At 75.0% G+C, this 26446-nt stretch carries 22 protein-coding genes; 12 read left to right on the forward strand and 10 right to left on the reverse strand.

Annotation, left to right across the window (positions count from 1 at the left end; all coding sequences use genetic code 11):
• Position 1: 1 nt before the first annotated feature.
• Complete coding sequence (locus tag ACFV0O_RS23685) at positions 2-556, reverse strand: gluconokinase (RefSeq protein WP_380345026.1); 555 nt, start codon at positions 554-556, stop codon at positions 2-4.
• A gap of 224 nt (positions 557-780) precedes the next feature.
• On the opposite strand from ACFV0O_RS23685, the gene ACFV0O_RS23690 reads away from it, so the two are divergent.
• Both ACFV0O_RS23690 and ACFV0O_RS23695 read left to right on the forward strand, forming a co-directional pair.
• Positions 781-1476: a FadR/GntR family transcriptional regulator gene (locus tag ACFV0O_RS23690; protein ID WP_380345028.1), complete on the forward strand. Its 696-nt coding sequence runs from the start codon at positions 781-783 to the stop codon at positions 1474-1476.
• Positions 1477-1701: 225 nt separating this feature from the next.
• A complete protein-coding gene (locus ACFV0O_RS23695) occupies positions 1702-2133 on the forward strand; it encodes a hypothetical protein (protein WP_380345030.1) in 432 nt (143 codons plus the stop codon).
• 293 nt (positions 2134-2426) lie between these two features.
• On the opposite strand, the gene ACFV0O_RS23700 is transcribed toward ACFV0O_RS23695, so the two are convergent.
• From ACFV0O_RS23700 to ACFV0O_RS23715, 4 genes are all read right to left on the reverse strand, one after another.
• Positions 2427-3194 (reverse strand): metallophosphoesterase, encoded by a 768-nt coding sequence (locus tag ACFV0O_RS23700; protein ID WP_380345032.1) that lies wholly within the window; start codon positions 3192-3194, stop codon positions 2427-2429.
• Between the two features lie 19 nt (positions 3195-3213).
• Positions 3214-7776, reverse strand: a complete 4563-nt coding sequence (locus ACFV0O_RS23705; RefSeq protein ID WP_380345033.1) for a hypothetical protein — start codon at positions 7774-7776, stop codon at positions 3214-3216.
• A gap of 32 nt (positions 7777-7808) precedes the next feature.
• The gene (locus ACFV0O_RS23710) at positions 7809-8684 is read right to left on the reverse strand and encodes a hypothetical protein (RefSeq protein WP_360262528.1); all 876 of its coding nucleotides are present in this window, start codon (positions 8682-8684) and stop codon (positions 7809-7811) included.
• A 137-nt stretch (positions 8685-8821) separates the two neighbouring features.
• On the reverse strand, positions 8822-10375 hold the full coding sequence (locus tag ACFV0O_RS23715) for a hypothetical protein (protein WP_380345035.1): 1554 nt from the start codon (positions 10373-10375) through the stop codon (positions 8822-8824).
• Positions 10376-10560: 185 nt separating this feature from the next.
• Between ACFV0O_RS23715 and ACFV0O_RS23720 the strand changes: the two genes are divergently transcribed.
• The 5 genes from ACFV0O_RS23720 to ACFV0O_RS23740 all read left to right on the forward strand — a co-directional run bounded on the left by ACFV0O_RS23720 (position 10561) and on the right by ACFV0O_RS23740 (position 15197).
• The gene (locus tag ACFV0O_RS23720) at positions 10561-11613 is read left to right on the forward strand and encodes an IPT/TIG domain-containing protein (protein WP_380345037.1); all 1053 of its coding nucleotides are present in this window, start codon (positions 10561-10563) and stop codon (positions 11611-11613) included.
• A gap of 351 nt (positions 11614-11964) precedes the next feature.
• Complete coding sequence (locus tag ACFV0O_RS23725) at positions 11965-12489, forward strand: hypothetical protein (RefSeq protein ID WP_380345125.1); 525 nt, start codon at positions 11965-11967, stop codon at positions 12487-12489.
• Positions 12490-12639: 150 nt separating this feature from the next.
• A complete protein-coding gene (locus ACFV0O_RS23730) occupies positions 12640-13416 on the forward strand; it encodes a LamB/YcsF family protein (RefSeq protein ID WP_380345039.1) in 777 nt (258 codons plus the stop codon).
• 62 nt (positions 13417-13478) lie between these two features.
• Positions 13479-14129 carry a 5-oxoprolinase subunit PxpB gene (gene pxpB, locus ACFV0O_RS23735; protein WP_380345041.1) on the forward strand — a complete coding sequence of 217 codons (651 nt, stop codon included), beginning with the start codon at positions 13479-13481 and terminating at the stop codon, positions 14127-14129.
• 204 nt (positions 14130-14333) lie between these two features.
• On the forward strand, positions 14334-15197 hold the full coding sequence (locus tag ACFV0O_RS23740; RefSeq protein ID WP_380345043.1) for a biotin-dependent carboxyltransferase family protein: 864 nt from the start codon (positions 14334-14336) through the stop codon (positions 15195-15197).
• 574 nt (positions 15198-15771) lie between these two features.
• Here the strand turns inward: ACFV0O_RS23740 and ACFV0O_RS23745 are convergent.
• Positions 15772-15993, reverse strand: a complete 222-nt coding sequence (locus ACFV0O_RS23745; protein WP_380345044.1) for a hypothetical protein — start codon at positions 15991-15993, stop codon at positions 15772-15774.
• A 310-nt stretch (positions 15994-16303) separates the two neighbouring features.
• Complete coding sequence (locus ACFV0O_RS23750; protein ID WP_380345046.1) at positions 16304-17074, reverse strand: alpha/beta fold hydrolase; 771 nt, start codon at positions 17072-17074, stop codon at positions 16304-16306.
• 126 nt (positions 17075-17200) lie between these two features.
• Between ACFV0O_RS23750 and ACFV0O_RS23755 the strand changes: the two genes are divergently transcribed.
• A complete protein-coding gene (locus ACFV0O_RS23755; protein ID WP_380345048.1) occupies positions 17201-17734 on the forward strand; it encodes a PadR family transcriptional regulator in 534 nt (177 codons plus the stop codon).
• 227 nt (positions 17735-17961) lie between these two features.
• On the opposite strand, the gene ACFV0O_RS23760 is transcribed toward ACFV0O_RS23755, so the two are convergent.
• Positions 17962-18615 carry a DUF4396 domain-containing protein gene (locus ACFV0O_RS23760; protein ID WP_380345050.1) on the reverse strand — a complete coding sequence of 218 codons (654 nt, stop codon included), beginning with the start codon at positions 18613-18615 and terminating at the stop codon, positions 17962-17964.
• Positions 18616-18759: 144 nt separating this feature from the next.
• Between ACFV0O_RS23760 and ACFV0O_RS23765 the strand changes: the two genes are divergently transcribed.
• Entirely contained in the window at positions 18760-19455 is a 696-nt protein-coding gene (locus ACFV0O_RS23765; protein WP_380345052.1) for a class I SAM-dependent methyltransferase, read from the forward strand.
• Between the two features lie 246 nt (positions 19456-19701).
• Positions 19702-20544: an undecaprenyl-diphosphate phosphatase gene (locus ACFV0O_RS23770; protein WP_380345127.1), complete on the forward strand. Its 843-nt coding sequence runs from the start codon at positions 19702-19704 to the stop codon at positions 20542-20544.
• Positions 20545-20667: 123 nt separating this feature from the next.
• Here the strand turns inward: ACFV0O_RS23770 and ACFV0O_RS23775 are convergent, their stop codons facing one another.
• Positions 20668-22179 carry a HEAT repeat domain-containing protein gene (locus tag ACFV0O_RS23775; protein ID WP_360262537.1) on the reverse strand — a complete coding sequence of 504 codons (1512 nt, stop codon included), beginning with the start codon at positions 22177-22179 and terminating at the stop codon, positions 20668-20670.
• 288 nt (positions 22180-22467) lie between these two features.
• On the opposite strand from ACFV0O_RS23775, the gene ACFV0O_RS23780 reads away from it, so the two are divergent.
• Entirely contained in the window at positions 22468-23034 is a 567-nt protein-coding gene (locus tag ACFV0O_RS23780; RefSeq protein ID WP_380345054.1) for a PAS domain-containing protein, read from the forward strand.
• A gap of 117 nt (positions 23035-23151) precedes the next feature.
• On the opposite strand, the gene ACFV0O_RS23785 is transcribed toward ACFV0O_RS23780, so the two are convergent.
• Entirely contained in the window at positions 23152-24633 is a 1482-nt protein-coding gene (locus ACFV0O_RS23785; protein ID WP_380345056.1) for a hypothetical protein, read from the reverse strand.
• A gap of 551 nt (positions 24634-25184) precedes the next feature.
• On the opposite strand from ACFV0O_RS23785, the gene ACFV0O_RS23790 reads away from it, so the two are divergent.
• Positions 25185-26399 (forward strand): phosphotransferase, encoded by a 1215-nt coding sequence (locus tag ACFV0O_RS23790; protein WP_380345058.1) that lies wholly within the window; start codon positions 25185-25187, stop codon positions 26397-26399.
• Positions 26400-26446 lie beyond the last annotated feature (47 nt).

Below are 26446 nucleotides of genomic sequence, written 5' to 3' on the forward strand. Positions count from 1 at the left end.
CTCACGCGAGGTCTCCATTGACGGGCCGCAGCAGCGCCGCGGCCATCTCGACGAGTTCTTCGGGGGACGGGCCCACGTCCAGGACCGCGCCGCGCTCGTCCGCCTCCAGGGGTTCCAGGGCGGCGTACTGCGAGCCGAGCAGCGACGACGGCATGAAGTGGCCGGAGCGGTGGTTGATCCGGCCCTCGACCAGCTCGTGGCCACCGCTGAGGTGCAGGAAGAAGGCGCCCGGGCAGGCCGCGCGCAGGGTGTCGCGGTAGCCGTGCTTCAGGGCCGAGCAGGTGACCACGCCGCCGGTGCCGTCCTCGGTCCGCTCCCGGAGCCAGGCGCCGATGGCGCGCAGCCAGGGGGCGCGGTCCTCGTCGTCCAGCGGGATGCCGGCCGACATCTTGGCGATGTTGGCCGCCGGGTGGAAGTCGTCCGCCTCGGCGAAGGGGAGGTCGAGGCGGTCCGCCAGCATGCGGGCCAGGGTGGTCTTGCCGACGCCGGAGACGCCCATCACCACGACGGTGAGGGGGGTTTCCGGGTGGTCGTGGTTCTCGACGCTGAGAGCCATGGGTGGTGCTCCTTCGTTGCCTGGCCGCCACTATCGCCTCAAAGATATGACGTATTCAAGTGGCGGAAACCAAATCGTCATACTTTTGGTTCCCGGGGTGCCGGGCCCGTGCGACCGGGGGCGCGGGCGCGCCGGAGGTGGCGGGTGGGGCGCGGGTGGGGCGGATCACACCGCGACGGAGGGTGACGTGGGGGTTGCCGGCCGGGGACGTCTAGGCTGGGCGGATGGAGATCCAGGGGCTGCCCGGGCGGCTGCTTGACGAGCTCGGACCGGCGCTCGCGTCCGGCGAGATTCCCGAGGGCGCGGTACTGCGCGGGGAGGAGCTGGAGGAGCGCTTCGGGGTGTCCCGGACGGTGGTCCGGGAGGCCGTGCGGATCCTGGAGGGGATGCGCATGGTGGCCTCCCGGCGGCGGGTCGGGATCACCGTGCTGCCGAAGTCGCTCTGGGACGTCTTCGACCCGATGGTGATCCGCTGGCGCCTGGCCGGATCGGACCGGCCCGCCCAGCTGCGCTCGCTCGGCTCGCTGCGGGTGGCCGTCGAGCCGGCCGCGGCGGCGCTCGCCGCAGTCCACGCCACCGACGACGACCGGCGCGAACTCAGCTCACTGGCCGTGGAGTTGACGGTCGCCGCGCGCGATGCCGACCTGACCACCTTCCTCGGGCACGACATCGCCTTCCACGCCCTGGTGCTGCGCGCCTCCGGCAACGAGATGTTCGCCCACCTCGGGGACACCGTGGGGGCGGTGCTCACCGGCCGGACCGAGTACCATCTGATGCCCCATCAGCCGGAGCCGTACGCGATCCGGTTGCACCGCGAGGTCGCCGACGCGATCTGCTCGGGCCGCTCCGACGAGGCCGAGCAGGCGATGCGGACGATCGTCACCGGCGCGCTGGAGGAGCTCAACCAACAGTTGAGCTGACCCTCCGTCCGGGCACCGCCCGGACCGGCACGGCCGGACCGGACGGCCCGACACCGGGCGACACGGCCCGACGACCGGGCGACACGGCCGGATGACACGGTTTGGCGGTAGTTCGGTGCATTCGGACGCATAGTCCTGGTTCGGTGGGGCAGAGTGAGCCGGGGGGCGCATTTCGTGTGCGCCCGTTCCGTGCCCGCTGCCGAATCCGCGCCTGGGGGTCGCTCGATGTCCGTGCCACGCCGCCGTCGCCGCCTTCCCGACGAGGTGCGCGCCGCCGCAGTCCGGGCGGTGCTCTCCCTCGCCTTCACCCTGGTGGGCGCGGTCGTCGCGACCCTGTCCTCGTACGCGGGCAGTTGGATGCTGACGCCCGCGCTGATGGCCATGGGGCTCGGGGTGTTCGGCACCATGTGGTGCCTGCTGGAGATCCTGATCTCCCGCCAGGTCGCCGCGCAGCGGATGCGGCCGCCGGGCTCCGCGTACCCGATGGCGGGCAGTCGCACGTCCTCGGAACCGCTGGCCGCCCGCCCGTTCCCGCGCCCCGGCCAGTCCGTCCACCGGCAGCCGCAGCAGTCGGTGTACCGGCAGCCGCAACAGCAGCCCCACCAGCAGCCGCCGCAACCGCCGCACCAGTCGCGGGTGTCGACCCCCCGCCCCTGAGACCGGACACGAACTCCCCGAGCAGGGTGCCCTGTTCACCGTGCCCAACCGGGGCTACCGCGCTTCCGCCCGCTGACCGGACCGCAGCCGGCCGGCGCGGTCGACGACCTGGTCACGCCCGCCGTCCGCGTCCACTCGGAGAACCCGGGTCCGCTCTCGCCCCGGCTCTGCTGGTGACACCGGGGCACGATCACCGACCCGACCCGGATCGACGAGGCGGAGCTCTCCTCCTCGATCGTCCCGCCCGCCGAACTCACCGGGGATCCTGCGCCGGTCGGCCGACTCCCGAGCACTCAGTCCATGACGGGGACGACCCGGTAGTGGGTGGTGATCCGGCCCTCCCCGTCCAGGACGTGGAAGGCGAGCATCGGCGGGTGGTCGAAGGAGATGCCCTGCCCACCCTCGCAGGGCAGGGTGACGGTGGAGACCACGCCGGGCGCCACCAGCAGCGGCAGACCGGCGAAGGTGGTCGCGGCGGCGGTGTGCGAGTGCCCGCAGAACAGGGCGACCACCCGGGGGTGACGCCGCAGCACCCGCGCCAGGCCGGCCTCGCCGAACTGGCGGATCCCGTCGACCGTCGGCAGGTGCAGGTCGACCGGCGGGTGGTGGAAGGCGACCAGGGCGGGCACCCCGGCGCGCCCGGCGGCGAGTCGGGCGTCCAGCCAGTCCAGCGTCTCCTCGTCCAGCAGGCCGTCGTGCTGCCCGGGTATCGACGAGTCGAGCATCAGCACGTCGGCGCCCGGGAGTTCGTGCAGGCGGTTGACCGGGCCCTGCGCCGGGGCCCGGCCGAGCAGCACCTCCCGGTACGGCGCCCGGGAGTCGTGGTTGCCCGGGCAGGTGAGCACGGGGTGCCGGGAGGCCAGCACCTCGGCCACCTGCCGGTACTCCTCGGCCAGGCCGTGGTCGGCGAGGTCGCCGGTGACCAGCACGGCGTCCAGCGGGCCGGGCAGGGCGTCGAGGTACGCCACCACCTGCTCGGCCCGCCGCCGGGCACGCCTGCCGCCGTCCCGGCGGTGGACCTGGCCGAGGTGGATGTCACTGAGGTGCGCGATCGTCAGCATGCCGGTCACGCTAATCAGTTCACGGCTGGGCGGGAACCTCCGCGGGGCGCTTGAACATCCGGGTGGCGGTGATCTCGCCGTGGATGGCCGGGCCGTCCGGGTCCGGTGCGGCGGGCAGACCGGGGCGCAGGTGCTCCTCGACCGAGATGTACTTGAGGCCGGCCCGCAGGTCGGCGTCGTTGCGCAGGCGGATGACCAGCGGGAACTCGGCGAGCGCGGTCGTGTCGAACAGACCGGTGGTGTAGATCAGCTGGACGCCGAGCGCGTCGGCGACGGCGCGCTGCAGCTCCAGCAGGTAGGTGGCGTTGGCCCGGCCGATCGGGTTGTCCAGGAACAGCGTGCCGGCGTGCCGCAGCTGGGACTGGCCGCGGTCGTTGGCGCGCAGCGCGGCCATCGTGCAGTACAGCGCGATGGCCGCGGTGAGCAGCTGGCCGCCGGAGAAGACGTCGGACATCTGGCCGACGCCGACCCGCTCGGCGCGCAACACCGCGTCCGGCTTGAGGATCTCGACGCTGACGCCCTTGGGGCCGATCGCGGCGGCGACGCCGCGCAGCAGCAGGGACATGCCGTCGCGGCGCAGGTCGCTGTTCTTCCGGACGGCGGCCCGGGTGGCCTCGTCGATGACCTCGCCGAGGCGTTCGACCAGGGTGGCGTGGTCCGGGTCCTCGAAGCGGATCCGGAGGAACTCCTGGCCGGACCACTCCCCCAGGCCCTCGGGCAGCCGGGACAGCCGCTGGGCGGCGCGCAGGGTGGTGAGCGAGGACTCGACCAGGCCGCGCAGGCGGTCCACGATCGAGCCGCGGTTCTTCTCCAGCTGGGCGAGTTCGTCGGTGAGCACGCGCAGCCGGGGCGCGAAGGCGGCGGCCCAGGCGGCGGCGTGCTCGGGCAGCGCCGAGGCGGGGAGTTCGCGGATCTGCTGGCGGGCGGGGGTGCGGACGGCCTCGTAGCGGGCGGCGTTGGCGTGCCGGACGAGGGCGTCGGAGGCGTCGCGGACGGCGAGTTCGGCGCTGGACAGCTCGCCCGCGGCGGTGCGCAGGCTGCGGCGGGCCTCGGTGGCGCCGGTGCGGGCGTCGGCGAGGCCGCCGAGGTACGGCTCGACCGGGTCCTCCGGGTCCTCCTGGTGGTCGCGCAGGCCGTCGCGCAGCTGACCGGCCAGTTCGTCGAAGTCGGCGGCGGAGGCCTGCGCGGTGTCGAAGGTGCGCTGCAGGTCGGCGTGGGCGGTGCGGGCGGCGTCCAGGGCCTCGCGGCGTTCGGCGAGCCGGCTGGTGGCGGTGCGCAGCAGGGCCTGGGCGTGCTCGGGGTCGGTGGGGACGAGGTCCTCGGGCAGCTCGGTGTGGGCCTCGCCGTCGGTGGGGGCAGAACGCTCGGCGTCGCCGCGCAGGCGGCCGAGCTGCTCGCTGGCGGTGGCGGAGCGGGCCTCGATGGTGGCGACCAGTTCCTCGGCGCGGGCGGCGGCGGCCTGGCGGGCCGGGCCGTCGGCGCCGTCGGGGCTGCCGAGGAGTTCCTCGGCGCGGGTGCGCACCTTGTTGGTGAGGCGGTCGAGTTCGGTCGCGGCGGCCGCTTCGTCGCCCTCGGCGCGGGCCTGTTCGGCGCGCAGGTCGGCGCCGACGCCGACCTTCTCGTACAGCTGGGAGGCGGCGCGGTAGGCCTCGCGCAGGGCGGGGAGTGCGGCGGGTGCGGTGTCGGCGGGCTCGTCGGTCTGCTCGGCGGCGGGGATCTCGGCGCGTTCGCCGCGCAGCGCGCGGGCCGTGCGGCGGGCGTCGTCGGCGGCGCGCTGGGCGGCGCGGCGGTCCTCGTCGCAGGTGCGGGCGCGTTCGGCGCGCAGGGCCTGGCGGCGGTCGCACTCGGCGGCGTCCTCGGCGAGTTCGCGCTGGCGGCGGGCCCAGGTGGCGCGCTCGCGCAGGCGGAAGGCGAGACCGGACAGGGCGTCGGCGCGGCGGCGGGCACGCTGGGCGGCCTCGCGGTGCTCCTCGTGGGCCGAGGCGGCGGCGGCGTGGTCGGTCTCGGCCTCGTCGTGGTCGGCGCGCAGGGTGGCCAGGGCGGCGGCGGAGTGCTCGGCGTGCTCGCGGGCGGCCTCGGCGGCCGCGGCGAGTTCGGCGAGCGTGCCGGGCGGGCAGCTGGCGTGCCAGGAGGCGAGGCGGGCGGCGAGGGCCCGGTCGGCGCCGAGGCGGCCGGCGAGTTCGCGGATGTGCTCCTCGCGGGCGCTCGCGCGGGCGCGCAGGTCGCGGCGCTCGCCGTCGGCGGCGGACTCGTCGTGCATGGCCGGGTTCGGCGGCACGAGGAAGAAGGCGGGCTCGTCGGTGATCGGGGCGATCAGCGAGGCGGCGGCGCCGACGGCCACGGTGGAGCGCGGCAGCAGGGCGGCGGTCTGCAGGGCCTCGCGGGCGCGCTCCAGCGAGGACGGGTCGGTGACGACCACGCCGTCGACGAGTTCGGGGCGGGCGGCGAGGATCGCGTCGTGGTCGGCCGGGTCGACGGACTGGGCGAGGTAGCGCCAGCCGGGCAGGGCCGGGATGCCGTGCTCGGCGAGGTACTCGACGGTGGCGAGCACGTCCGGGCCGGGCGGCAGCAGGCCGCCGTCACCGAGGGCGGCGAGGATGCGGGAGTCGTCGGCAGCGGCCGTCCTGAGGTCGAACAGGGTGCGCTCGGCGGTGGCGATGGCCTCGTCGAGGAGTTCGCGCAGGTACTCGGCGTTGCGGTCGAGGACGGCGGGGGTGAGGAAGCCGGCGTCCTCCTCGGCGTCGTCCTGGTAGGGCGTCAGGGAGAGCAGGTCGGCGAGGCGTTGTTCGGTGGCGAGCAGGGCGGCGGTGCGCTGCTCGCCGGCCAGGGCCCGGGCGGCGGCCTTGCGGGCGTCGCCGGCGCGCTCGGCGGCGAGTTCGGTGCGCGAGGTGGCGGCGGCGGCCTCGCGCAGCCGGGCGGCGGCGGACTCGGCGGCGGTGCGGGCCTGGGCGAGCGAGGCGGTGGCGGCCTTCTCGACGTCGGCGGCGTGCAGCGCGGCGCGGGCCGGGTCCACGTCGCCGTCGGCGTCGATGAAGCCCGCTTCGACGGCGGCTTCGGTCTCCTGCTCGACCTCGACGAGGCGCTGGCGCAGGTGGTCGGCCTCGCTGCGGGCCTTCTGGGCGGCGGTGGCCGCTTCGGTGGCGTCGGACTGGGCCTTGGCGCCGTCCTCCTGGAGCTCTCCCGCGCGCTGCTCCTCGGTGTCGGCGCGGGTCTCGGCGGCCGCGGCGGCGGCCTCCAGGGCGCGGGCGAGGGCGGTGGCGGCGCGGGCGCGGGCGGCGAGCGCGGGGGCGGCGTCCAGCTCGGCCTCGCGGATGGCGGCGGCGACCCGGGTGACCCGGTCGGCGGCGGCGCGCTGGCGCAGCACGGCCTCGGCGGCCTGCCAGGCGGAGTGCAGGGTGCGGGCGTCGATCAGCTCGCGGCGCAGCGCGGCGGCTTCGGTGGTGGCCGCGGCGAGGCTCAGGGTGGCGTGCCGGTAGGTGAGTTCGTCGGCGATCAGGGTGTGCCGGGTGCGGTCGGACTCGGCGGCGGTGACGGCGCTCGCGGCGGCGGCGACCTCGATGGCGAGGTCCTGGGCGCGGTCGCGTTCGGCGGTGGCCCGGGAGGTGAGGGCGTGGGCGAGGCGGCGGGTGCGGCGTTCGGCGGTGCGGTGGGCCTCGCGGACGGTCTCGCGGGCGGTGGTGGCCTCGGCGATGCGCTCCAGGAGGTCCAGCGAGCCGGCGGTGAAGTCGCGTTCGGCGGTGAGTTCGGAGCGGCGGCCGAGCTTGGCGGCGAAGCCGTGGACGAGGTCGGCGAGGCCGTCGGTGTCCCGGGTGTCGGTGACGGCGCGCAGCAGGAGGTCGGTGAAGTCGCTGTCGTGCTTGACCGCGAAGAGGCCGGCCGCTTCGCCCTCGTCGGCGTTCATCTCGCGCTGGTAGCGGAAGAGTTCGGGGTCGAGGCCGAGTTCGCCGAGGTGTTCGGTCCAGCGGTCGTGGCCGTCCTCGAAGACCAGGTCGAGGTACGGGTGGGCCTTGCCGGCCTCGGTGAGGGCGTCGCGGAAGCCCTTCATGGTGCGGCGCCGGCCGCGGGCCTTCTGGTCGCCGGCCAGGCTGACCCGCTCGGAGACGGGCAGGGAGTCGAGGGTGAGGCCGGGGCCGGGGCGGAAGGAGTACCAGGTCTCGGCGAACTTGCGCGGGTCGGAGGAGACCTGGCGGCCGCGCCACTCGCTGACCTTGCCGACGACGATCAGTTCGCCGGTGACGGTGTGCTGCCACTCCAGGGCGACGTGGCCGCAGTCGTCGGCGAGCAGGAACTTGCGCAGCACACCGGAGCTGGCGCCGCCCAGGGTGTTGCGGTGGCCGGGGAGCATGACCGAGAAGATCAGCTTGAGCAGGACGGACTTGCCGCCGCCGTTCTCCAGGAAGAGGACGCCGGCCGGGGCGGGGCGGCGGACCGGGCCGTCGGGCTCCTCGCCGAACAGGCCGATCTGCTGCGGGGCCGGGTCGGCGACGGGCTCGCCGACGCCGCGCAGGTCGAGCACCGTGTCGGCGTAGCGGGCGCCGGCCGGTCCGATCGAGTAGAGGCGGACCCGGTTGAGCTCGTACATGTGCGGCGGTTCTCCGTGCGTCTATGGGGTTGTCAGAGCGAGTGGAACGGCAGGCCGGCGTCGGCGACCAGCTCGTCGGAGGTGTCCGGCGGCAGCAGGGTGGCGGTGCCGTCGGAGACCGGGACGACGCCCAGGTCGAGCAGTTCGGCCATGGCCGCGCTGCCGGCCAGGTCGCGGACCTGCAGCTGGTAGCGGGCGGTGGTGCGGTAGGTGCCGCCGGAGTCGTCGGAGACCTTCTGCAGGAAGCCGGAGTCGACCAGGAACATCACGGCCTTGGCGACGATACCGATGGTGGAGCCGGAGAGCCGGCGGGCGTCCTTGGTGGCGCCGGTGGCGGTGCGCCGGGCCCAGACCCGCCAGGCGGCCTCCAGACCGGGGGCGTCGGACTGCGGGTCGGTGTTGGCGCCCTCGACGTCGGCCTGCTCCTCCAGCCGGCGGCAGGCCTGGCGGACGAAGGCGTCGACGCCGTTGACGGTGATCCGGCCGAGGTAGGCGTCGTCGGCGAGGTCCTCGGGGCGGGGGAAGGCCATCGCGGCGACGGCCAGGTGGGCCAGACCGTGCAGGAAGCGGTCGGTGGACTCGGAGGCGGCGCGGCGCGAGTAGTCGCCCATCCGGACGGCGAACAGCGAGTCCTCGGCGGCGGCCACGGCCATGCCGGCGCGCGGCGAGACCTCCAGGACGACCAGTCCCATGCCGGTGGCGACGGCGTCGGCGAGCCGGGCGAACGGCGGGTCCTCGCGGTGGCGGCGCACGAGCTCGGCGTACTCGACGTCGCGGGCGGGCAGCAGCTTGGCCTGCAGGCCGAAGGAGACCAGCCGGGCGGCGTCGGCGACGTCGGCCGGGGTGATCGGCGCGGGGGCGGCCGGTTCGGTCTCGGTCGCCCAGGACGTGTCGTGGTGGGTCGTCACGGGCGGTGCTCCTCGGGGCTGTTGCTGTCGCTGCTGGCGCTGTCGGGACTGGTGGTGTCGGGGCTGTCGTCGTCGCGGCCGCGGCCGCTGTCGCGGTGGGTTCCGCCGCGGGGATTCCGGTGGTGCGTCAAGGCCGTTCAGCCGGCGTCCTTGCGGTCGGCGGCCATGCCGACCGCGTCGAGCAGGGCGCTGCCGACGATCAGGTCGGCGCCGCCGAACTCCGCGTCGCGCAGCGGGGTCCCGTCGTCGACGGCGAACAGCAGCCGCTCCTCTCCCTGGCGGTAGGCGGTGCCGACCGGCGGGCTGGCCGCGTGCACGGACAGCAGGGCGACCAGGTACGGCAGGTCCGGGTCCTGCGCACGGGCGTCGGCGAGCAGGCCGGAGAGCCGGCGGGGGGCGTCCGGGGGCAGGTCGAGCAGGACCAGCGCCGCCTCCAGCTGGGCCTCGGAGAACCGGCTGTCGTCCGGGGTGGCGACCAGATCCGGGTCGGGCAGTTCGGCGCCGAGGTGCTCGCGCTCGACCGGCGGGGTGAGCAGCAGGTCGACCAGGTCGGCGACCCGGACCGAGACCGGGGTGCGCAGGCCGGCGCCGCGGGCGAAGAACGCGTCGGTCGGGCGGGCGGCCTGCTCCACCGGCAGCCGCAGCACGGGGGCGAGCAGCTGCCCGTACAGGTCGATGCCGCTGCGGGCGCCGGGGGTGGCGAAGGCCTGCCGGTCCTGCTCGGCGCGGAACAGCGGGCCGGCCTCCAGCAGGCGGGTCTGCAGCTTCGTGTGGCGGCGGATGCAGTCCTTGACGATGTCGAGCAGCTCGGCGGCGCGGCGCTTGTGCTCCGCCCCTTCCGGAGTGTGGGGCTCGGCCTCGTCGCGGGCCTTGCGGATGTTGGTGAGAATCGCGTTCTCGTGCCGGTAGCGGTCGGCGATGTGGTCCAGCGCCTCCTCGATGAGGTCCGGGACGGCGCGCATCCAGTCGACCGCGCGGACGTTGCGTCGGGTGGCGTCGAGGGCGCGGCGCAGCGTCTCGGCGTACTGGACGGTGCGGTAGCGGGCCTGCTCGGCGGCGAGCTGGGCGTCGGCCAGGCGGCCGCGGCGGATCAGCACCTCCAGCTTGACCTCGGCGGCGATCTGGGCCGAGGTGACGTCGGTGTCGAGCGCGCCGACCAGGACGTTGACCGCCTCGTCGGTGGTGCGCAGGTAGACGCCGCCGTCGGGGCCGGGGACCTCCTCGATCAGCTTGAAGTCGTAGTCGCGGCGCACGTACTCGCCGTCCGCGCCGAAGGTGCCGTAGACGGCGCGGAAGCCGCGGTCCACGCTGCCCACGTTGATCAGCGACTCCAGCACCCAGCGGGCGACCCGCTCGTGCTCGGTGACGGGGCGGCCGGCGGCCTGGGCGGCGACCCGGGGCAGCAGGCGGGCGAGGACTATGTCGCGGTCGGCCCCGGTGTCGAAGTCCATGTTCAGGGTGACCAGGTCGATCGCGGCGAGGCCGACCTCGGCCATCGCGTAGCCGCCGTACTCGCCGGCCAGGTTGACCTTGCGGTTGTCCAGGTCGTGCAGCGGGGCGGTGCAGGCCAGCGCCTTGAGCCGGCGGGCCAGGCCCTCGTCGGCGGCGGGGCCGGGCGCGGGGCGCGCAACGGCCGGGCCGGCGGACGGGCGGAGGCCGGGCTCGGTGGGCGGGTCTGCGATGGCGGTCACGGAGGACAAGATTAGAGGTTCGCACCGACATCGACCGAAACGGACCTTGCGGGCGGACGGAACGGCAGGTGGGAGGCCGTCCGGGGGTGATTTTCGGAACGGTGTTCCACCGGTATTCCGCCATTCTCGAACCGACATTCGAGAAAGCCGTGAGGGCGGCGCAATGGTTCGGTGATGATCGACGCATGATCACCCGACTGGCCAAAGCGGGCCTCGCCGCCGCGCTGTCCGTGACCACCCTCACCACCGGTGCCCTCCTCACCACCGGCGCCGCCGCGGCCGCGCCGGCCGCCACGGCATCGACCTCCGCGCAGCACGTGACCGTGTCGCAGAGCGGGAACTACCCCGGTGGCTTCTTCACCTCCGGCAACATGTCGGCGAGTTGGGTGTCCGCCGGCACCTCGGACCTGACCGGCCCGACCCACTTCACCGTCGACCTGCCCCCGGGCGTCACCACCGACGGCGCGATGTTCTACTCCACGCCGTACGACTACACCTTCACCGAGACGCTCTCGCCCGACGGCCGCCACCTGGAGGCCGTGCTCACCGGCACCCGCGTGGTCGGGAAGAGCGAGTTCATGAAGCTCAACCTGCGCACCACGCCCGGGGTGCCGATCACCGGCGTGATCACGGTGACGGCTGCCAACCCGAACGACACCGACCCGACCGGCCACGTCTCCAGGTACGACCTGGGCACCCACGGCTACCTGCCGGCGACCGTCCAGGCCGCCCCGGCCGTCACCGGCGTCGACACCACCACCGGCCCGGGCACCGGCGGCACCGCGGTGACCGTCAGCGGCACCGACCTCTCCCACGGCATGGTGCTGGTCGGCGGCGTCCCGGCGCCCGGCAGCTGCACCGACACCGCGTGCACCGTGACCACGCCGGGCGGCTCGGGCAGCGCGCCGGTCAGCGTGGTGACGCCCGGCGGCACCGCCGTCGCGTCGACCGCCTTCGACTACACCGGCGCCGCTCCCCCGGCCCCGCCCGCCCCGGCGGTCAGCAGCCTGAGCCCGGCCGCCGGCACGGTCGCCGGGGGCACCCGGGTCAACGTGATCGGCAGCAACCTGGCGTACGGGACGGTCGCGTTCGGCGGGGTGCCGGCCACGCACGTCTCCTGCGGCCCGTCCTTCTGCACGGCCACCGCTCCGGCGGGCTCCCAGACCGGGCCGGTCGGCGTCACGGTCACCACGGCGGGCGGGACCAGCGCGCCGGTGACGTACACCTACACGGCGTAGCGACCGCTCTCGGTGCCCGGGTGCTTCGGCGCCCGGGCACCGACGCGTTTCCGGACGTCCGGCGGCGCGGTGGGCCCGGGGCGGCGCCGTGTTCCCGGGGCGGCGTCGCGGCCCTGCACGGCGTCGTGTCCTGCGCGGCGTCGTGTTCCCGCGCGGCGTCGTGTTCGCGGGCGGCGTCGTGTTCGCGGGCGGCGTCGGGGCCGCCCGGTCCAGGGCTAGTTGAACATGTTCAAAAGGGAGGTCTAGAGTCGGTCCCGCGCAGACGGGACAAGGCTCCGCCTGCAGGTTCGGCACGCCGGGTGCGCCCGGCGTGCCCGGCACGGAGGTGTTCGAGTGGACGAGGTGCACACCATGGACGGCGATCCCGCGGTCATCCTTCGCAAGGTCCGGCGCCTGCTGTGGTTCTTCCTGGTCTGTCTGGTGCTCAGCGGCCTGACCGCCTTCCCGCTGGAGACCGAGACCCGCCTGCTGGTCGACTTCACCACCGGCCCCGCCGCCCCGCTGACCGACCACTTCCCGGCCGTGACGGCCTGGTTCGAACGGGTCCACACCGGCATCGCCGAGACCAACCGGAGCTACCCCTTCCTGGCCTACGGCACCGACTGGCTGGCCTTCGCCCACCTGGTGATCGGGGCCGCGTTCTGGGGTCCGCTCAAGGACCCGGTCCGCAACGTCTGGGTGATCCGCTGGGCCGCGCTCGCCTGCGGGGCGGTCATCCCGCTGGCCCTGATCTGCGGACCGTTGCGAGGGGTCCCGGTGGTCTGGCGATTCATCGACATGTCGTTCGGGGTCTTCGGCGTCATCCCCCTGCTGATCGTGCTGCGGGCCCTGCGTCCGCTGGAACGTTCCTTCCGGGAACCGCTGCCCGCGCGCTGAGTCGAGCCGGGCCGCACACCCCGGGGCGGCGCCACGCGGGGCGCGCAGGCCGGGTCACACGCCGCAGGCCTCCGGGCCCGGGTCACGGACAACGGCCTTCATCCGCAGGCCCTACCATCTGGCTCAACAGCTGCTGGGAGGCGGACGGGCGTGGCCGATGCGGTGATCGATCTCAATGCGGACCTCGGCGAGGGGTTCGGGCGCTGGACGCTGACCGACGACGAGGCACTGCTGTCCGTGGTGACCAGCGCCAACGTCGCCTGCGGCTTCCACGCCGGGGACCCGTCGACGATGCGCCGGGTCTGCGCGCTGGCCGCCGAGCGGGGCGTCCGGATCGGCGCCCAGGTCTCCTACCGCGACCTGGCCGGCTTCGGCCGCCGTGCGATGGACGTCCCTCCGGAGGAACTCTCGGACGAGATCGCGTACCAGATCGGCGCCCTCCAGGTCTTCGCCCGCGCCGCCGGCTCGAAGGTCTCCTACGTCAAGCCGCACGGCGCCCTCTACAACCGGGTGGTCGCCGACTCGGAGCAGGCCGAGGCCGTGGTGGCCGGCGTGCTGCGGGCGGGCGCGGTCTGCGACGGGCCGCTGCCCGTCCTCGGACTGCCCGGCTCCCGGCTGCTGGAGGTCGCCGAGGGCGTCGGGCTGCCCGTGGTCACCGAGGCCTTCGCCGACCGGGCGTACACCCGCGCCGGCACCCTCGTCCCCCGCCGCGAACCCGGCGCGGTGGTGCACGACCCCGAGGCCGTGATCACCCGCGCCGTCGACATCGCCCGGGACCGCGCGCTGGAGTCCCTCGGCGGGGAGCGGATCACCGTCGAGGCCCGCTCGCTCTGTGTCCACGGGGACACCCCCGGCGCCGCCCAGCTCGCCTGGCGGGTGCGCGGCGCCCTGGCCTCGGCCGGGGTCCGGGTGGAGGCGTTCACGTGACGGGCGACGGCGGGGCTGCGGGCGACGGCGGGCGTCCCGGCGGAGCCGAACGACCTGCGGGCGTGGAACAACGGGGCGGCACGGAGCAGACGGTCGGCGCAGTCCGGCGGGTCGGCGAGCGGGCGCTGCTGGTCGAGCTGCCCGGGACGGCCGAGGTCACGGCGCTGTACAGATGGCTGCGGGAGCGGCGGGAGGCGGGCGCGCTCGGCGAGGTCGCGGAACTGGTGCCGGCCGCCCGCACGGTGCTGCTGGACGGTGTCGCGGACGTCGAGGCGGTGGCGCGGCTGCTGCGCACCGCCCGCCCCACGGCCGTCGAGGCGGACCGCGGGTCGCTGCTGGAGGTCCCGACCGTGTACGACGGCGCCGACCTGGCCGACGTCGCCGCGCTGTGGGGGGTGTCGGAGGAAGCGGCCGTCCGGATCCACACCGGGCCCGAGTACGTGGTCGCCTTCTGCGGCTTCGCCCCCGGCTTCGGCTACCTCACCGGCCTCCCCGCACGGTACGAGGTGCCGCGCCGGGCCACCCCGCGCAGCTCCGTCCCGGTCGGCTCGGTCGCCCTGGCCGGCCCGTACACCGGCGTGTACCCGCACCCCTCCCCCGGCGGCTGGCAGCTCATCGGCCGTACCGCACTGCCGCTCTGGGACACCGGGCGGGAACCCCCGGCCCTGCTGGCCCCGGGTGTCCGGGTCCGGTTCTCGGCGGTACGGGCGTGAGCTGCGCGACGGAGCCGGTACCGTCCCTCGGGGCGGTGCGCGGTGGGACCGCGGGGGCGACCGCGAGGGCAGCCGTGGGGGCGACCGGGTGGACCCGGCCGACGCGGGTGGAGCCGGCGACCGGACCCTGCGGCCGAAGCCGTCGACCGGAGCCGTTCCGTCGGGCGTGCGTGCGTGTGGTCGGCCGGGTGTGAGGAGGCGGCGATGAGCGAGCTGGTGGTGGTGCGGCCCGGACCGCTGACCACGGTCCAGGACCTCGGGCGGCACGGCGTCGCCCACCTCGGGGTGCCGCGGGCCGGGGCGTTGGACGAGCCGGCCCTGCGGGCGGCGAACCGGCTGGTGGGCAACGAGCCGGGGGCCGCCGGGCTGGAGACCACGCTCGGCGGGGTCGCCCTGCGGGCCGTCGGGACGGTCGTGGTCGCGGTCACCGGCGCCCCCGCGCCCGTCCGGGTGGACGGACGGGCGGCGGCGTGGGGCGCGCCGGTCGTGGTGCCGGACGGGGCGGTGGTCGAGGTGGGTGCGGCGACCGACGGGGTGCGCGGCTACCTGGCGGTGGCGGGCGGGATCGCCGTCGCCCCGGTGCTCGGCAGCCGCTCGGCGGACCTGCTCTCCGGCCTGGGGCCGGCCCCGCTGACCGCCGCCGACCGGCTGCCGGTCGGCACTCCGACGCCGTTCCCGGCCCGGCCCGACCTGGTGCCGCTGCCCGCTCCCCCGGCCGAACTGGTGCTGCGGCTGCGGCTCGGCCCGCGCGCGGACTGGTTCACGGCCGACGCGGTGGCCCGGCTGGGCCGCGACGGGTACCGGGTGTCCTCGACGAGCAACCGGGTCGGGCTGCGCACCGAGGGGCCGGCCGTCACCCGGGCCCGGGACGGCGAACTCCCCAGCGAGGGCATGGTGCTGGGCGCGGTGCAGATCCCGCCGGACGGGCAGCCGGTGGTCTTCCTGGCCGACCACCCGACCACCGGCGGCTACCCGGTGATCGGCGTCGTCCCGGCCGCCGACCTCGCGGCCGCCGCGCAGGCCCGGCCGGGGACGCCGGTGCGGTTCGTGCCGTTGCGGGAGCGCTGACGGCCGGCTCCAACAATCGGACAGCAGCTCGGCGACGGCCCGTTGGTCCGGTTCCGGTTCCGGTTCCGGTTCCGGTTCCGTCCGGACGTCCTCGGCCGCCCAGGCCGCGTTCCGCAGCACCCGAGCGAGGGCGCAGGCCGCAGCGACCTCGCGGTCCGGCTCCGGTTCCTCCGTCGGCAGGTCGAAGCGACGCCGCAACGCCCGGGTGCGGCCCCCGTCGGCGACCAGGTCCTCCCAGCGGTTGCGCAGTGCCGGGAGCAGCTCGAACCCGGGGTGCCCGGCGAGCGGTTCGGGGTCGAGGGCCGGCCGGGCGCGCGGCCGCTCTCCGGGAGCGGGGCGAGGACGTTGCCGTCGTGCAGGCCCCCGTGGAGCAGCCGGTCGCCGGGCTCGGCGCGCACCTCACGGACGGCGGCGGCGCAGTCGGCGAGCAGTCCGCGTTCGTCCGGATCGGCGAGGGCGGCGAGGGCGGCGAGGGCAGCCGGGGCCCGTTCCGGCAGGACCGCCGCCACGACCGCCAACGTTCTTACTCCTGGCGATTTTTGATGCTTCGTCAATCTATGGAACAGGTAGGCGATCACGCACCAGGCGGCGAGGACGGCGGGCAGGTCGAGGGGCGAGCGGGCCGGTCCAGGCGTTCCACCAGCATGGAGCCCGAGGCCCGTTCGCGGTTCAGTCGCCGGACGGCGCCGCGCCCGGCCCGGTTCCGCAGGGCGAGCGATTCGCCCGCCGTCTCGTCGTCCACAGGTTGCAGCTTGGGCACGTCGGGCGTCCCGACGGTGCGCAGCACGGGCACCACCGGCCCGACGGTGCCGTGCGAGGCCGGCCCGTCCGGGGCGCAGCTCCCGTCGGTTCGTCAACTCGGGTAGCAGGAGGGGCAGTCGATCCGCCCAGGCGCGACCGTCCGCACCGAAGAACTCCTCCGGGGACGCGGCGAGCGCGGGCAGGAGCTCGACGGGCGCCGGGCGGAATTCTCGCGGCGCCCCTGCCGACCCAAGGCCACTCTGCGGGCCCCGGGCGCGCCTCCCCGGACTCAGGGCCCGCCTCCACACCCAGGCGCCCCCTTCGGACCCAGGGCCCACTTCCGGACCCGGGGCGAGTGCGGGCACTCAGCCCACGCCGAGCGCTTCCGCCGCCGCACCGGCGAATCCGTCCGGGTTGTCGAGCATGATGTTGTGCCCGCAGTCCGGGACGGCGACCACCCGGACGCCCGCCGCGCGGAGCCCGTCCGCATCCGCCGGCCCGCCGTCCGCCGCCGGGTGGAGGAAGGTGCGGGGGAGGTCGAGGTCGAGCAGCAGCTCGCGCATGGTCGGCGCCGTCGCCCGGGCGAGGTGGCGGGCGCTGCGGTGGAGCGCCTCCGGGCCGGCCAGCCGCATGGTCGACCACCAGAACTGCCCCACCCGCTCGGCTACCTCCTCCCGGCCGCCGGCCAGGAACTCCGCCTCGGTGTATCCCGCGATGCCGCTGCTGCCGAGCCGCTGACGGTCGGGCGCGATCGGGTCCAGGTTGGCGTCCACCATGAGGAGGCGCGAGACCAGCGCGGGGTGCCGGTGGGCGAGGACGATCGCGATCGCGCCGCCCATGCTGTGGCCGATCACCTCGACCCGGTCCGGTCCGGCCGCCCGCACCGCGGCGGCGACCGCGTCGGCGTGCTCCTCCAGCGTGTACCCGAAGTCCGCCGGGCGGTCGCTGATGCCGAAGCCGAGCAGGTCCATCAGCAACGAGCGGCGCCCGGCGAGCAGCGGATGGGCCGCGGCCGCCGCGAAGTAGACCGGCGAGGTGGCACCCAGGCCGTGCAGGTAGAGCCGGGCGGGCTCGGCACCGGGCAGTTCGATCCAGCGGATCAGGTCGCCGTGCGGGGTGACGGGGGCGTGACGCATCGCGAGGGCTCCTCTTCCAGGGGAACGCCGGGAGGTCCCGGACCATCGAGACCATACCTCGACTCCGAGGTATCTCGCCTTCGATATACCTACGGAACGAGGGACCGGCATGAGAGGGTGACCCCCATGCTCAAGCTCGCGATCCTCGGCTTCCTCCACGACCGGCCCCTGCACGGCTACGAGCTGCGCCGTCACCTCTCGGCGCTCTCCGGGCACGTCCAGCCGATCAGCGACGGCACGCTCTACCCCGCGATCAAGCGCCTGGAGGCCGCCGGACTGCTGACCCGCGAGACCGAGCCCGGCAGCGCCGCCGCCCCCCGGCACACCCTGCACCTCACCGAGGCCGGCCACGCCGCACTCCTCGGCCGGTTGCGCGAGCCCGAGCCGCTGGACATCAGCGACGAGAACCGCTGGTTCACCCTGCTCGCCTTCCTGCGCCACCTCCAGGACCCAGCCGCCCAGGCAGCGGTGCTCCGCCGCCGGCTGGCCTTCCTCTCCGAACCGGCGAGCTTCTACTACGACGGCGACCGCCCGATGGGCGCCGAGGAGTTCCCCGACCCGTTCCGACGCGGCCAGCTGCTGATCGCCCGCGCCACCACCGAGGCCGAACTGACCTGGCTGCACGCGACATTGGCCGAGCTGGACGGCACCGAGCGGTAGCGGGCGGCAGCCGGCGGCAGCGGTCGACCACAGGCGGCAGCGGGTGACGACCGGCGGGCCGGAACGCACCGCGGCCCGCACCGGCCGTCGAACGGGTCGGTGCGGGCCGCGGCCGGAAGTCTCGGGAACCCCAGGAATCCTGGACGCCTCGGGGACCTGGGCGTCTTGGGCGCCCAGGGACCTCCGGCGCCTCGGGAGCCTCGGAGCACGATCGGCGCCGTTACCGGTCAGTGCCGGTGGTGGGCGTGGACCACGGCGTGGCCGCGCCCCCGGCCGATCATCCACTTGTTGACCGGGACGGTCAGCGCGAACGCGAGGGCCAGCGAGCCCACCAGCGCCACCCAGAACAGCAGGTCACCGAGGCCGGCGTCCATCGCCCCGGGGACGGTGACCATCACGGTGTTGTCGATCAGCTCCATCACCAGGATCGACACGGTGTCGGCGGCCAGCGCGACCTTCACCGCCGCGCCGACGTCCAGACCGGCCTTCAGCACGCCGCGCATGGTCAGCGCGTAGCCGAAGACGAACGCCAGGACGATCGAGATCACCACGGTCGCGCCGTTGTGCAGGCCGAAGGCGGTGCCGACCACCATGCCGAGGACCTCGCCGATGGCGCAGCCGGTGAGGCAGTGCAGCGTTGCCTGCGCGGCCGTCCGCCAGCTCGTTGCGCCGGCGGCGTCGGCGTGGTGGTGGCCGTGCCCGCCGTGCCCCTGGTGGTCATGTCCGTGGCTCGCGTGGTGCTCGGGCCCGTGGGTCCCGTGGGTCCCATGATGCCCGTGATTCTCGTGCACCTCATGGGCCTCGTGAGCCTCGTGCCGCTCGTGCCCGTGATTCTCGTGCTCCTGCCGCCCGTGGTGTTCGTGCTGTGCGGGGTGTGCCATGTCGTCCTCCGCGTGCCCGGACGCCCGTTCGGCGCCGCTCTCCTCGCTCCGTCGATGATCGAAGTTATACCCCCCTAGGGTATCTAGCAAGCCCTTCGCGACGCCCTCTTCTCACATCCGCCCACCCGTGTTCGGATGAGGAACATGACGGACGAGCGACGCAAGGGCTACGACGGGACCGGCGAGGGCGCGATCACTCCGGACGGCTGCGCCGTCGAGGTGTGGAGCCGCCTGCCCGTGGGCAACGCCCCGGAGGTGATCGAGGCGGCTGTGCCGCCCGGCGCGAACATCCTCGAACTGGGCTGCGGTGTCGGCCGGATGACGCACCCACTGACCGAGCGCGGCTTCACCGTGACGGCCGTGGACGAGTCCGCCGAGATGCTGGCACGGGTCCGCGAGGGCGTCCGCACGGTGCGCAGCCCGATCGAGGACCTGGACCTCGGCGAGCGCTTCGACGTCGTCATGCTCGCCTCCTTCCTGGTGCACGCCGGTGATGTGACGGTGCGTCAGAGACTGTTGGCGACGTGCCGGCGCCACGTCGCCGAGGGCGGCTGCGTCCTGGTGCAGCGCGAGGGCGAGGACTGGCACCTGAACGTCCCGCGCGAGACCGCGATCGGCCCCGGCGCGTGGTCCCGGCTCGTCTCCGCCACCCCCGTGGGCGACGGCGTGAACTCCGTCCGCTGCGAGTACGAGTTCCCGGACGGCACCTGGACGCAGACCTTCCTGTCCCGTCCGCTCGGCACCGGGGAGTTCGAGCAGGCCCTGGCCGACGCCGGCCTGACGGTCGAGCGGTACCTGACGGAGGACCGCACCTGGGTCCGGGCGAGGCCCGCGGAGTAACCGCACGCGGCCGGAAGGGGCCGCGCACGCCCGGAACGGACCCCGTGCGCAAAGACCGAACAAAGAGTGAACAAAGAACTGTCACTTTCACCCCGTACCATCGGCCGCGCGCCGGGCCCGCGCGCGGCCTGCGGGCCGGGCGGGCGCGGTCGTCCGCACGCCCCTTCCGACCCGCGAGGACCCGCCCATGCCGCCCCTGTCGCCCATGCCCACTGCCCGACGGATACCCCCGGCGGGTGCCCGGTGATCAACTGGTTCCACGGGGCCGTCCTCGGCCTGATCCAGGGGCTCACCGAGTTCCTGCCGGTCTCCTCCAGCGCCCACCTGCGGGTCTTCTCCGCGCTGCTGGGCTGGGACGACCCGGGCGCGGCCTTCACGGCCGTGACCCAGCTCGGCACCGAGACGGCGGTGCTGATCTACTTCCGCCGGGACATCGCCTCGATCGTCAGGACCTGGGCACGGTCACTGGTCCGCCCGGCGCTGCGCTCGGATCCGGACGCCCGGATGGGCTGGTTCGTGATCATCGGCACCCTGCCGATCGGCGTCCTCGGAAAGCTGTTCCAGGACACCATCGAGACCCACCTGCGCGACCTGCGGATCATCGGCACCACGCTGATCGTCTTCGGCCTGGTCCTGGCCTTCGCCGACCGCACCCGCGCCGTCCGCCACGCCCGCCCGATCACCGACCTCACGCTGCCGCACGCGGGCGTCTACGGGTTCGCCCAGGCGCTGGCGCTGATCCCGGGCGTCTCCCGCTCCGGCGGCACGATCAGCGCGGGCCTGCTGCTCGGCTACAGCCGGGAGGCTGCGGCCCGCTACTCGTTCCTGCTGGCGATCCCGGCGGTGCTCGCCTCGGGGGCGCTGGAGCTGTTCAAGATCGGCGAGGGCCCGGCACCCGCCTGGGGTCCGACCATCCTGGCCACCCTGATCGCCTTCGCGGTGGGCTACGCGGCGATCGCCTGGTTCCTCAAGTACATCTCGACCCACAGCTTCCTGCCGTTCGTGGTCTACCGGGTGCTACTCGGCGTCCTGATCATCGGGCTGGTGGCCGGCGGCGTGCTGACCCCGGACGCGGGCGCGGTGAAGTAGAACCACGTTTCAGAACGGCCTCGGAACGCCCCGGGAGCGGCTCCCGACGAGGGGGGTGGATCCGAAGAGAGCAGTGGGCCGGGACACCACGATCGGTGCCCCGGCCCACTCGGCTGTGAGGACCTAACGCCCGAACTCCCGGGCGGCGGTCAGACGGCCGCGCACGGCGGCATGGACCTCGGCCTCCTCGGCCGGATCGGCGGCGAGTCTGCGCAGCCGCTCCAGCACCCGGGCGTCGCCCGTGGTGGCGACGTGGCGCGCGGCGAGCTCGCGCGTGGACTCCTCGCAGTCCCAGAGGCACTCGACGGCCGGCCCCTCGGGGAAGTGCACGTCGGTGGCCGCGAGCGCCCGGGCCGCGCGTCCGCGCAGCTCGGAGGAGGCGGCCTCCCCGTAGACGTGGCGCAGGACCGGTACGGCGTCGGCGGCGGCCAGCCGCCCCGCACCGTCCACCAACGACCCGAGCCCGGTACCGCCGACCCCGCGGACGGAGACCCAGCGGCGCAGCCCGGCCACCACCAGCGGCGCGTCCTGCGGCTCACCGGCGTCGGCGAGCAGTTGAACGGCGGCCTCGCCTAGCGCGCTGTCGGCGCCGCCGGTGGCCGGGTCGGCCCAGCGGCGGGCCTGTGCCAGCACCTCGGGGCCGCGCATCCGGCCGAGCAGTTCCAGGGCGGCGCGCACGATCCGGTCGTCCACGTCGGCGGCGGCGGCCTCGATCAGCTCGACCGCGGCCGGGTCCCGTTGGTCGACCAGGTAGCGCAGGGCCGCGCGGCGGGCGCCGGGCAGGCCGCTGCGGGCGGCCTCCAGCAGCACCGGCCGGTCCTCGGGCCGGACGACGGCGGTCAGGCAGCGGGCGGCCGCGGCCGCGCGGCGGTCCACCGCGGCGGGGCCGCCCGCGGGGTCGGCGTCGCGCGGGGACTCCGGTCGGGCGTCGGGACGGCCGAGGAAGGCGTCGGCGCCGAGGCCGCCGAGGTCGCCCTGGTCGGCCCAGACCAGCACGTCGGCGGTGGACCAGCCGGGGGTGACCCCGCCGCGGTTGACCTGGCGCTGCCACAGGTCGAAGGGGGACTGCTCACCGGCCGCCGCCACCCGCGGGTGGTAGGCCGCCCACAGCCGCCAGGGCCGGGGCTCGTACGCGTTGCGGATGAACTCGCGCAGCTCGGCGTCGCCCTCGGGGCCCGGCGGGAAGTGGTCCAGCACGGCGGTGCCCAGCAGCAGCAGGCCCCGGTCGTCGTCGCGCAGGGCGAGCTCGTCGAGGGCCCAGGCCCAGTTGGCACCGGTGGCGGCGTACTCGCGCAGCATCAGCAGCGCGTCGCGCCGGCCGTAGGCGGCGAGGTGGCCCAGGACCGAGAGGGCGAGGCCGGTGCGGCTCTCGTCGTCGGTGACGAGGTCCTCGGCGGAGTGGAGGTGGTCCTCGATGCCGTCGAGGGAGGCCTCCAGCTCCATGTAGAGGCGGGCGTAGTAGAGGGAGCGGCTCTCGACCTGCCAGTCGGCTCGCGGATCCCTGGTGACGCACTCCTCCAGCGCAGCGATGGCCTCGGCACGGTCGGCGGCCAGCGCATGGAGCTGCCCGTCACCACGGCCTCGCTGCAGGAGGCCTAGGAGGCTGGCACTGGGTGCTATCACTGGCTCGAACATGAGGTCAGCATCCGTTGCGGCGGTCGTAGTGGCAACGGGATTTCCGTCGCCGGGGTCTCTGGTCGGTACTGCGGTGGGCGCCCGGGCGCCGGAATCACCGAAGGTTACCGCCTCGGGCCCGCGGCCGCACACAGGGCGACGAGGTCGGCTGCCACAGTGGCATATGCCAGGGGAATTTTGCCTGCGTTCTGTCCAAATCACCCACGAGGATGAGGACGTTGTGCGACAGTCTTCTCACTACCCGTACGACCCGCCCAAAGCGGGCCGAATCCGAGCGATGGACCCGCCATGAACATGCCCTTAGGCGCCGCCCGCCCGCCGGGCACCGCCACGGTGGACGGCGCCCCGACGGGCGCGGACGGCTGCGGCACGAGCGCCCCGGGCGCGGACGGCCGACCGGGCCGCGACGGCGGCGACGGGACGGGCCACGACGGCACCGGCGGCGACGCCGACAGCGGAACGGACGGCAGAGTGGACGGCACGGCGCGGGAGCCGTCCGGCCCCTACCTCGGCGGCGGCAGCGACGAGGGCCTCCTCGGCTCCGCCGAATGGGACCTGCTGACCGACGGCATCCGCTGGAACGCGGAGACCTACCTCCTCCTCGGGTGCGACCCGGACCACGGCCCGCTCAGCCTCGACCGGCTGCCCGACCGCGTCCCCGAGGCCGACCGGCCACTGCTGCGCCGCATGATGACCGATGCCCTGGTGCACGGCCGCGTCGCCGCCGGCACCCTGCGGATCCGCCGGCCCGGCGGACGGCACCACAGCGTCGAGTGCGCGGGCGAACCCGTCCTCGGCACGGACGGCACCGTCACCGCCCTGCGGATGCTGCTCCGCCCCGCACCGCCGGACTGAGCCCGCCACCACCCCGCGCGGCCGCGGCACCGGGCACCGCGGGACCGGACGACCGCACCACCGGACCGGGCCGCGACTCCCCCGCGCACCCGGGAGCCCGCGCGCCGACCCCGCCCCTCACGTCAGCCGCGGCCGCTTCTTGGCGTCCGCCGCCCGCAGCTCCCGCCCCAACTCGGCCCGCAGCTCGTCCACCACCGGCAGACCCCGGTACGCCGCGGTCAGCCGGTACATCTCGCGCAGCCGGTCCCAGGTCCGGTGCGAGGAGTTCTGGCCGATCAGGTTCATCACCATCTTGGCCTGCAGTTCCGCCGCGTCCGGCTCGCCCGTGATCAGGTGCACCGAAGCCAGGGTGATCCGGTCGAACAGCGCCGAGCGCAGCTGTCCGGTGCCCTCCCGCAGGGTGATCACCCGCTCCGCGTGCCGACGGGCCTCGGGGGCCGCCCCCGCATCGTGCTCGGACAGCGTGCGCAGCACCAGGGCCTGCATGCCGCGCAGTTCGGCCTCGTCGAACACCTGCATCCAGGACGGCGGCGGCTCCGGCGAGTCCTCGGCGAACAGGTCCTCGGCCTCGCCGAGCAGCCGGTAGGTGTCCTGGGAGTGCCCGATCGAGGCGTGCGCCCAGGCCTCGACGGTGTTCAGCATGGCGCGCGTTCTGGGCGCCGGTTCACCGCCGGCCGCCTTGGCCGCCGACATCAGGTCGATCGCGTCGTCGGCCCGGCCCAGGTGGACCATCTGCCGGGCGGCCCGGGAGATCGCTTCGCCGGCCCTCGGCCGGTCGCCCGCCTCCTTGGCCGACTCGGCCGCGATCATGAAGTACCGCTGGGCGGTGGGCTCCAGGCCGACGTCGTGCGACATCCAGCCCGCCAGCACCGCGAGGTTGGCCGCGACCAGCCACAGCCGCTGTTCCACGGCGGGCGGGTGCCGGTGCGTCAACAGGCCTCCGACCTCGTTGAGTTGACCGACCACCGCCTTGCGCTGCAGCCCGCCCCCGCGGGCCGCGTCCCAGGCCCGGAACACCTGCACCGAGCGCTCCAGCGACTCCACCTCGTCGAGCCCGACCGGGCCCGCGTCGTACACGTCCACCACCGGGCGCGCCCCGCCCCCGGTGACCACCTGTCGGGGCCCCGGGACGGCGGCCGCGTACGCGACGGCGTCCCCGCCCAGCCAGCCCTTCAGCGAGTCGGCGATGACCGCCCCGGCCGTGAGCGCGGCTCCGGCGCCCACCAATCCACGTCGGTTCAGCATGAGGTCCATTCCCGTGAACTCGGTGAGGACCGCGGCTGTTCGATCCGGCGACCATGGCACTGCTGCGGACGGCTCCGCTCCGGACCTGGTGGGCCGGTGTCGTTCCAGACCGAGGTCCTCAGTGGTGACGACACGGCCGAGCCGCTCCGTGAACACGGCCGCCAGCACCCTCGGCACCGGATCGCGCGGGATCTCCCCCTGCTCGATCCAACGCCGTACCCTCGACGTGTCGGTGGACAGTTGCAGCTGTCCCATCGCGGCACCCCGGCGGTTGACCAGCCGCGCGAGTTCGCCCTTCGACCATCCGGTCAGGACGAACAGGTCGGCGAGTCGGGTGTTGGGTTCCCTGCTCAATGAAGCCCCCAGGTTCCTCGGCTCCTCCGAGGCTAGAGGCTCGGGCAAGTGCCAGGCGAGCATTCGCCACCGTTCGCCAGGGCCCGCCAGACTACTAAGCCAGTGCCCGACGGGTGTGTTGTAGGGGTGCGCCACCTCGCCCCCCGGGGTCGGACGGCGTCCCACCGGCGTCGGGGCACTCCCCCGACGGTGTCACGGGACGCCCCCGGTACTCACCCGAGGGGGTGGCGCGGCCGGGTGGCGCGGGAGCGCCGGGCACGGCCACGGCATGTCCGGCCGACCGCATTCCCCAGGGTGCGGACGGCCCGAGCAGCGCCGAACCGGGGTCACCTGACCCCGCGTCCGTGCCCGGCGCCCGTGCACCACCCGCCGCACCGCGACGGCGTACGAACCGCCCGCAGCACCGCTCCGCCCGACGCCGTACCGCACCACCCGATGCCTCACCGCACCACCCGCAGGGCCGCCGTCACGCCAGGAAGCACACGGCACCGCCCTCCCCGCCCCCGCGGGGCCGCACCCGCCGACGGACCGGAAGGGACCACCCTCAGCCCATGTACTCCTCAGCGACGACCCCCACGCCGACCGCGACCCGCACCGCGCTGCGCCCCCCCACCGCAGCTGCCGGGCGGCCCGGCCCCAAGCAGGCGCCCCCGGCGAGCCGTCCGGTGGCCCCGCGCGGCGTCGAGGGCCGGGCCACCGACACCCGGGTCGTCCCGGCCGGCCGCACCGCGCTGGGGCTGCGCGGCCCCGAGACCGCCCCGCCGGTCGGCGGCCGGATCCCGCTCGCCCGCCAGGCCGACGGCCAGGTGCTGCGCGCCCGCCGGCCCGGCCAGCCGGGCGGGCCGGAGCGGATCGATCCGTCGGCGCTGCAGACCCCGTCGGTCCGGGCCGCGCTGGCGAGCGTCGCGCGGATATGTCCCGCGTTCACCCCGCGCCAGGTCCTGCGCGAGGGCAGCCGCCACATCCTGGTGGCGGGCACCATCGGGCGGGCCCCGGTGGTCGCCAAGTGCCTGGCGCCGCAAGCGGTGCGGAGTGAGTACTTCGAGCAGCTGGTGGCCGACTTCCACCACGAGGTCGCGGTCTACCGGGCGTTCGTCCGGCACCGCCCGCCGGTGCGGCTGCCCCGGCTGGTCGCGGCCGACCACGACCGCTGCGTGCTGGTCATGGAGCGCGTCCCCGGGCGGCCGGCCGCCCGGGAGCGCCACCCGGTCAACGCGCCCACCCCGGGCGAGGTGCGGGCGCTGCTCACCGCGGTCCGGACGCTGAACCTCTGGCGGCCGCCGACCGACGTGTTCCAGCCGCGCCTGGACTACCAGTTGGAGATCGCCCGCTACCACTCGGTGGGCCAGCTCACCGACCGGGACGCCGGCGACCTGCGCGGTCTGCTGCACGGCCTCGGCCACACCCCGCTGCAGCTCTGCCACGGCGACGCCCTGCTCAGCAACATGCTGCTGGCGCCGTCCGGCCCGGTGCTGGTCGACTGGGAGCAGGCCGGCTGGTACCTGCCCGGCTACGACCTGGCGGTGCTGTGGAGCGTGCTCTCCGGGGACAGCGCGGCACGCCGGCAGATCAGCCAACTCGCCCAGAGCGGCGGCACGATGGCCCGGGACGCGTTCCTGGTGAACCTGGTGCTGGTGCTGATGCGGGAGATCCGGCTGTACGACGTGCCGGGCGCCGGCGAGGAGCAGCGGATCATGATCCGCCGGCTCTACGACGACGCCGCGCTCGCCCGCCGGGCCGTCCGGGCCGCCGTCGGGACGCGCTGAACCGTCCTCCCCGCGCCGTCCTCCCGCACCGTCGTTGCCGAACCGCC

Origin of the sequence: Kitasatospora sp. NPDC059577, from assembly GCF_042735475.1 — a bacterium.
Lineage (GTDB): Bacteria > Actinomycetota > Actinomycetes > Streptomycetales > Streptomycetaceae > Kitasatospora.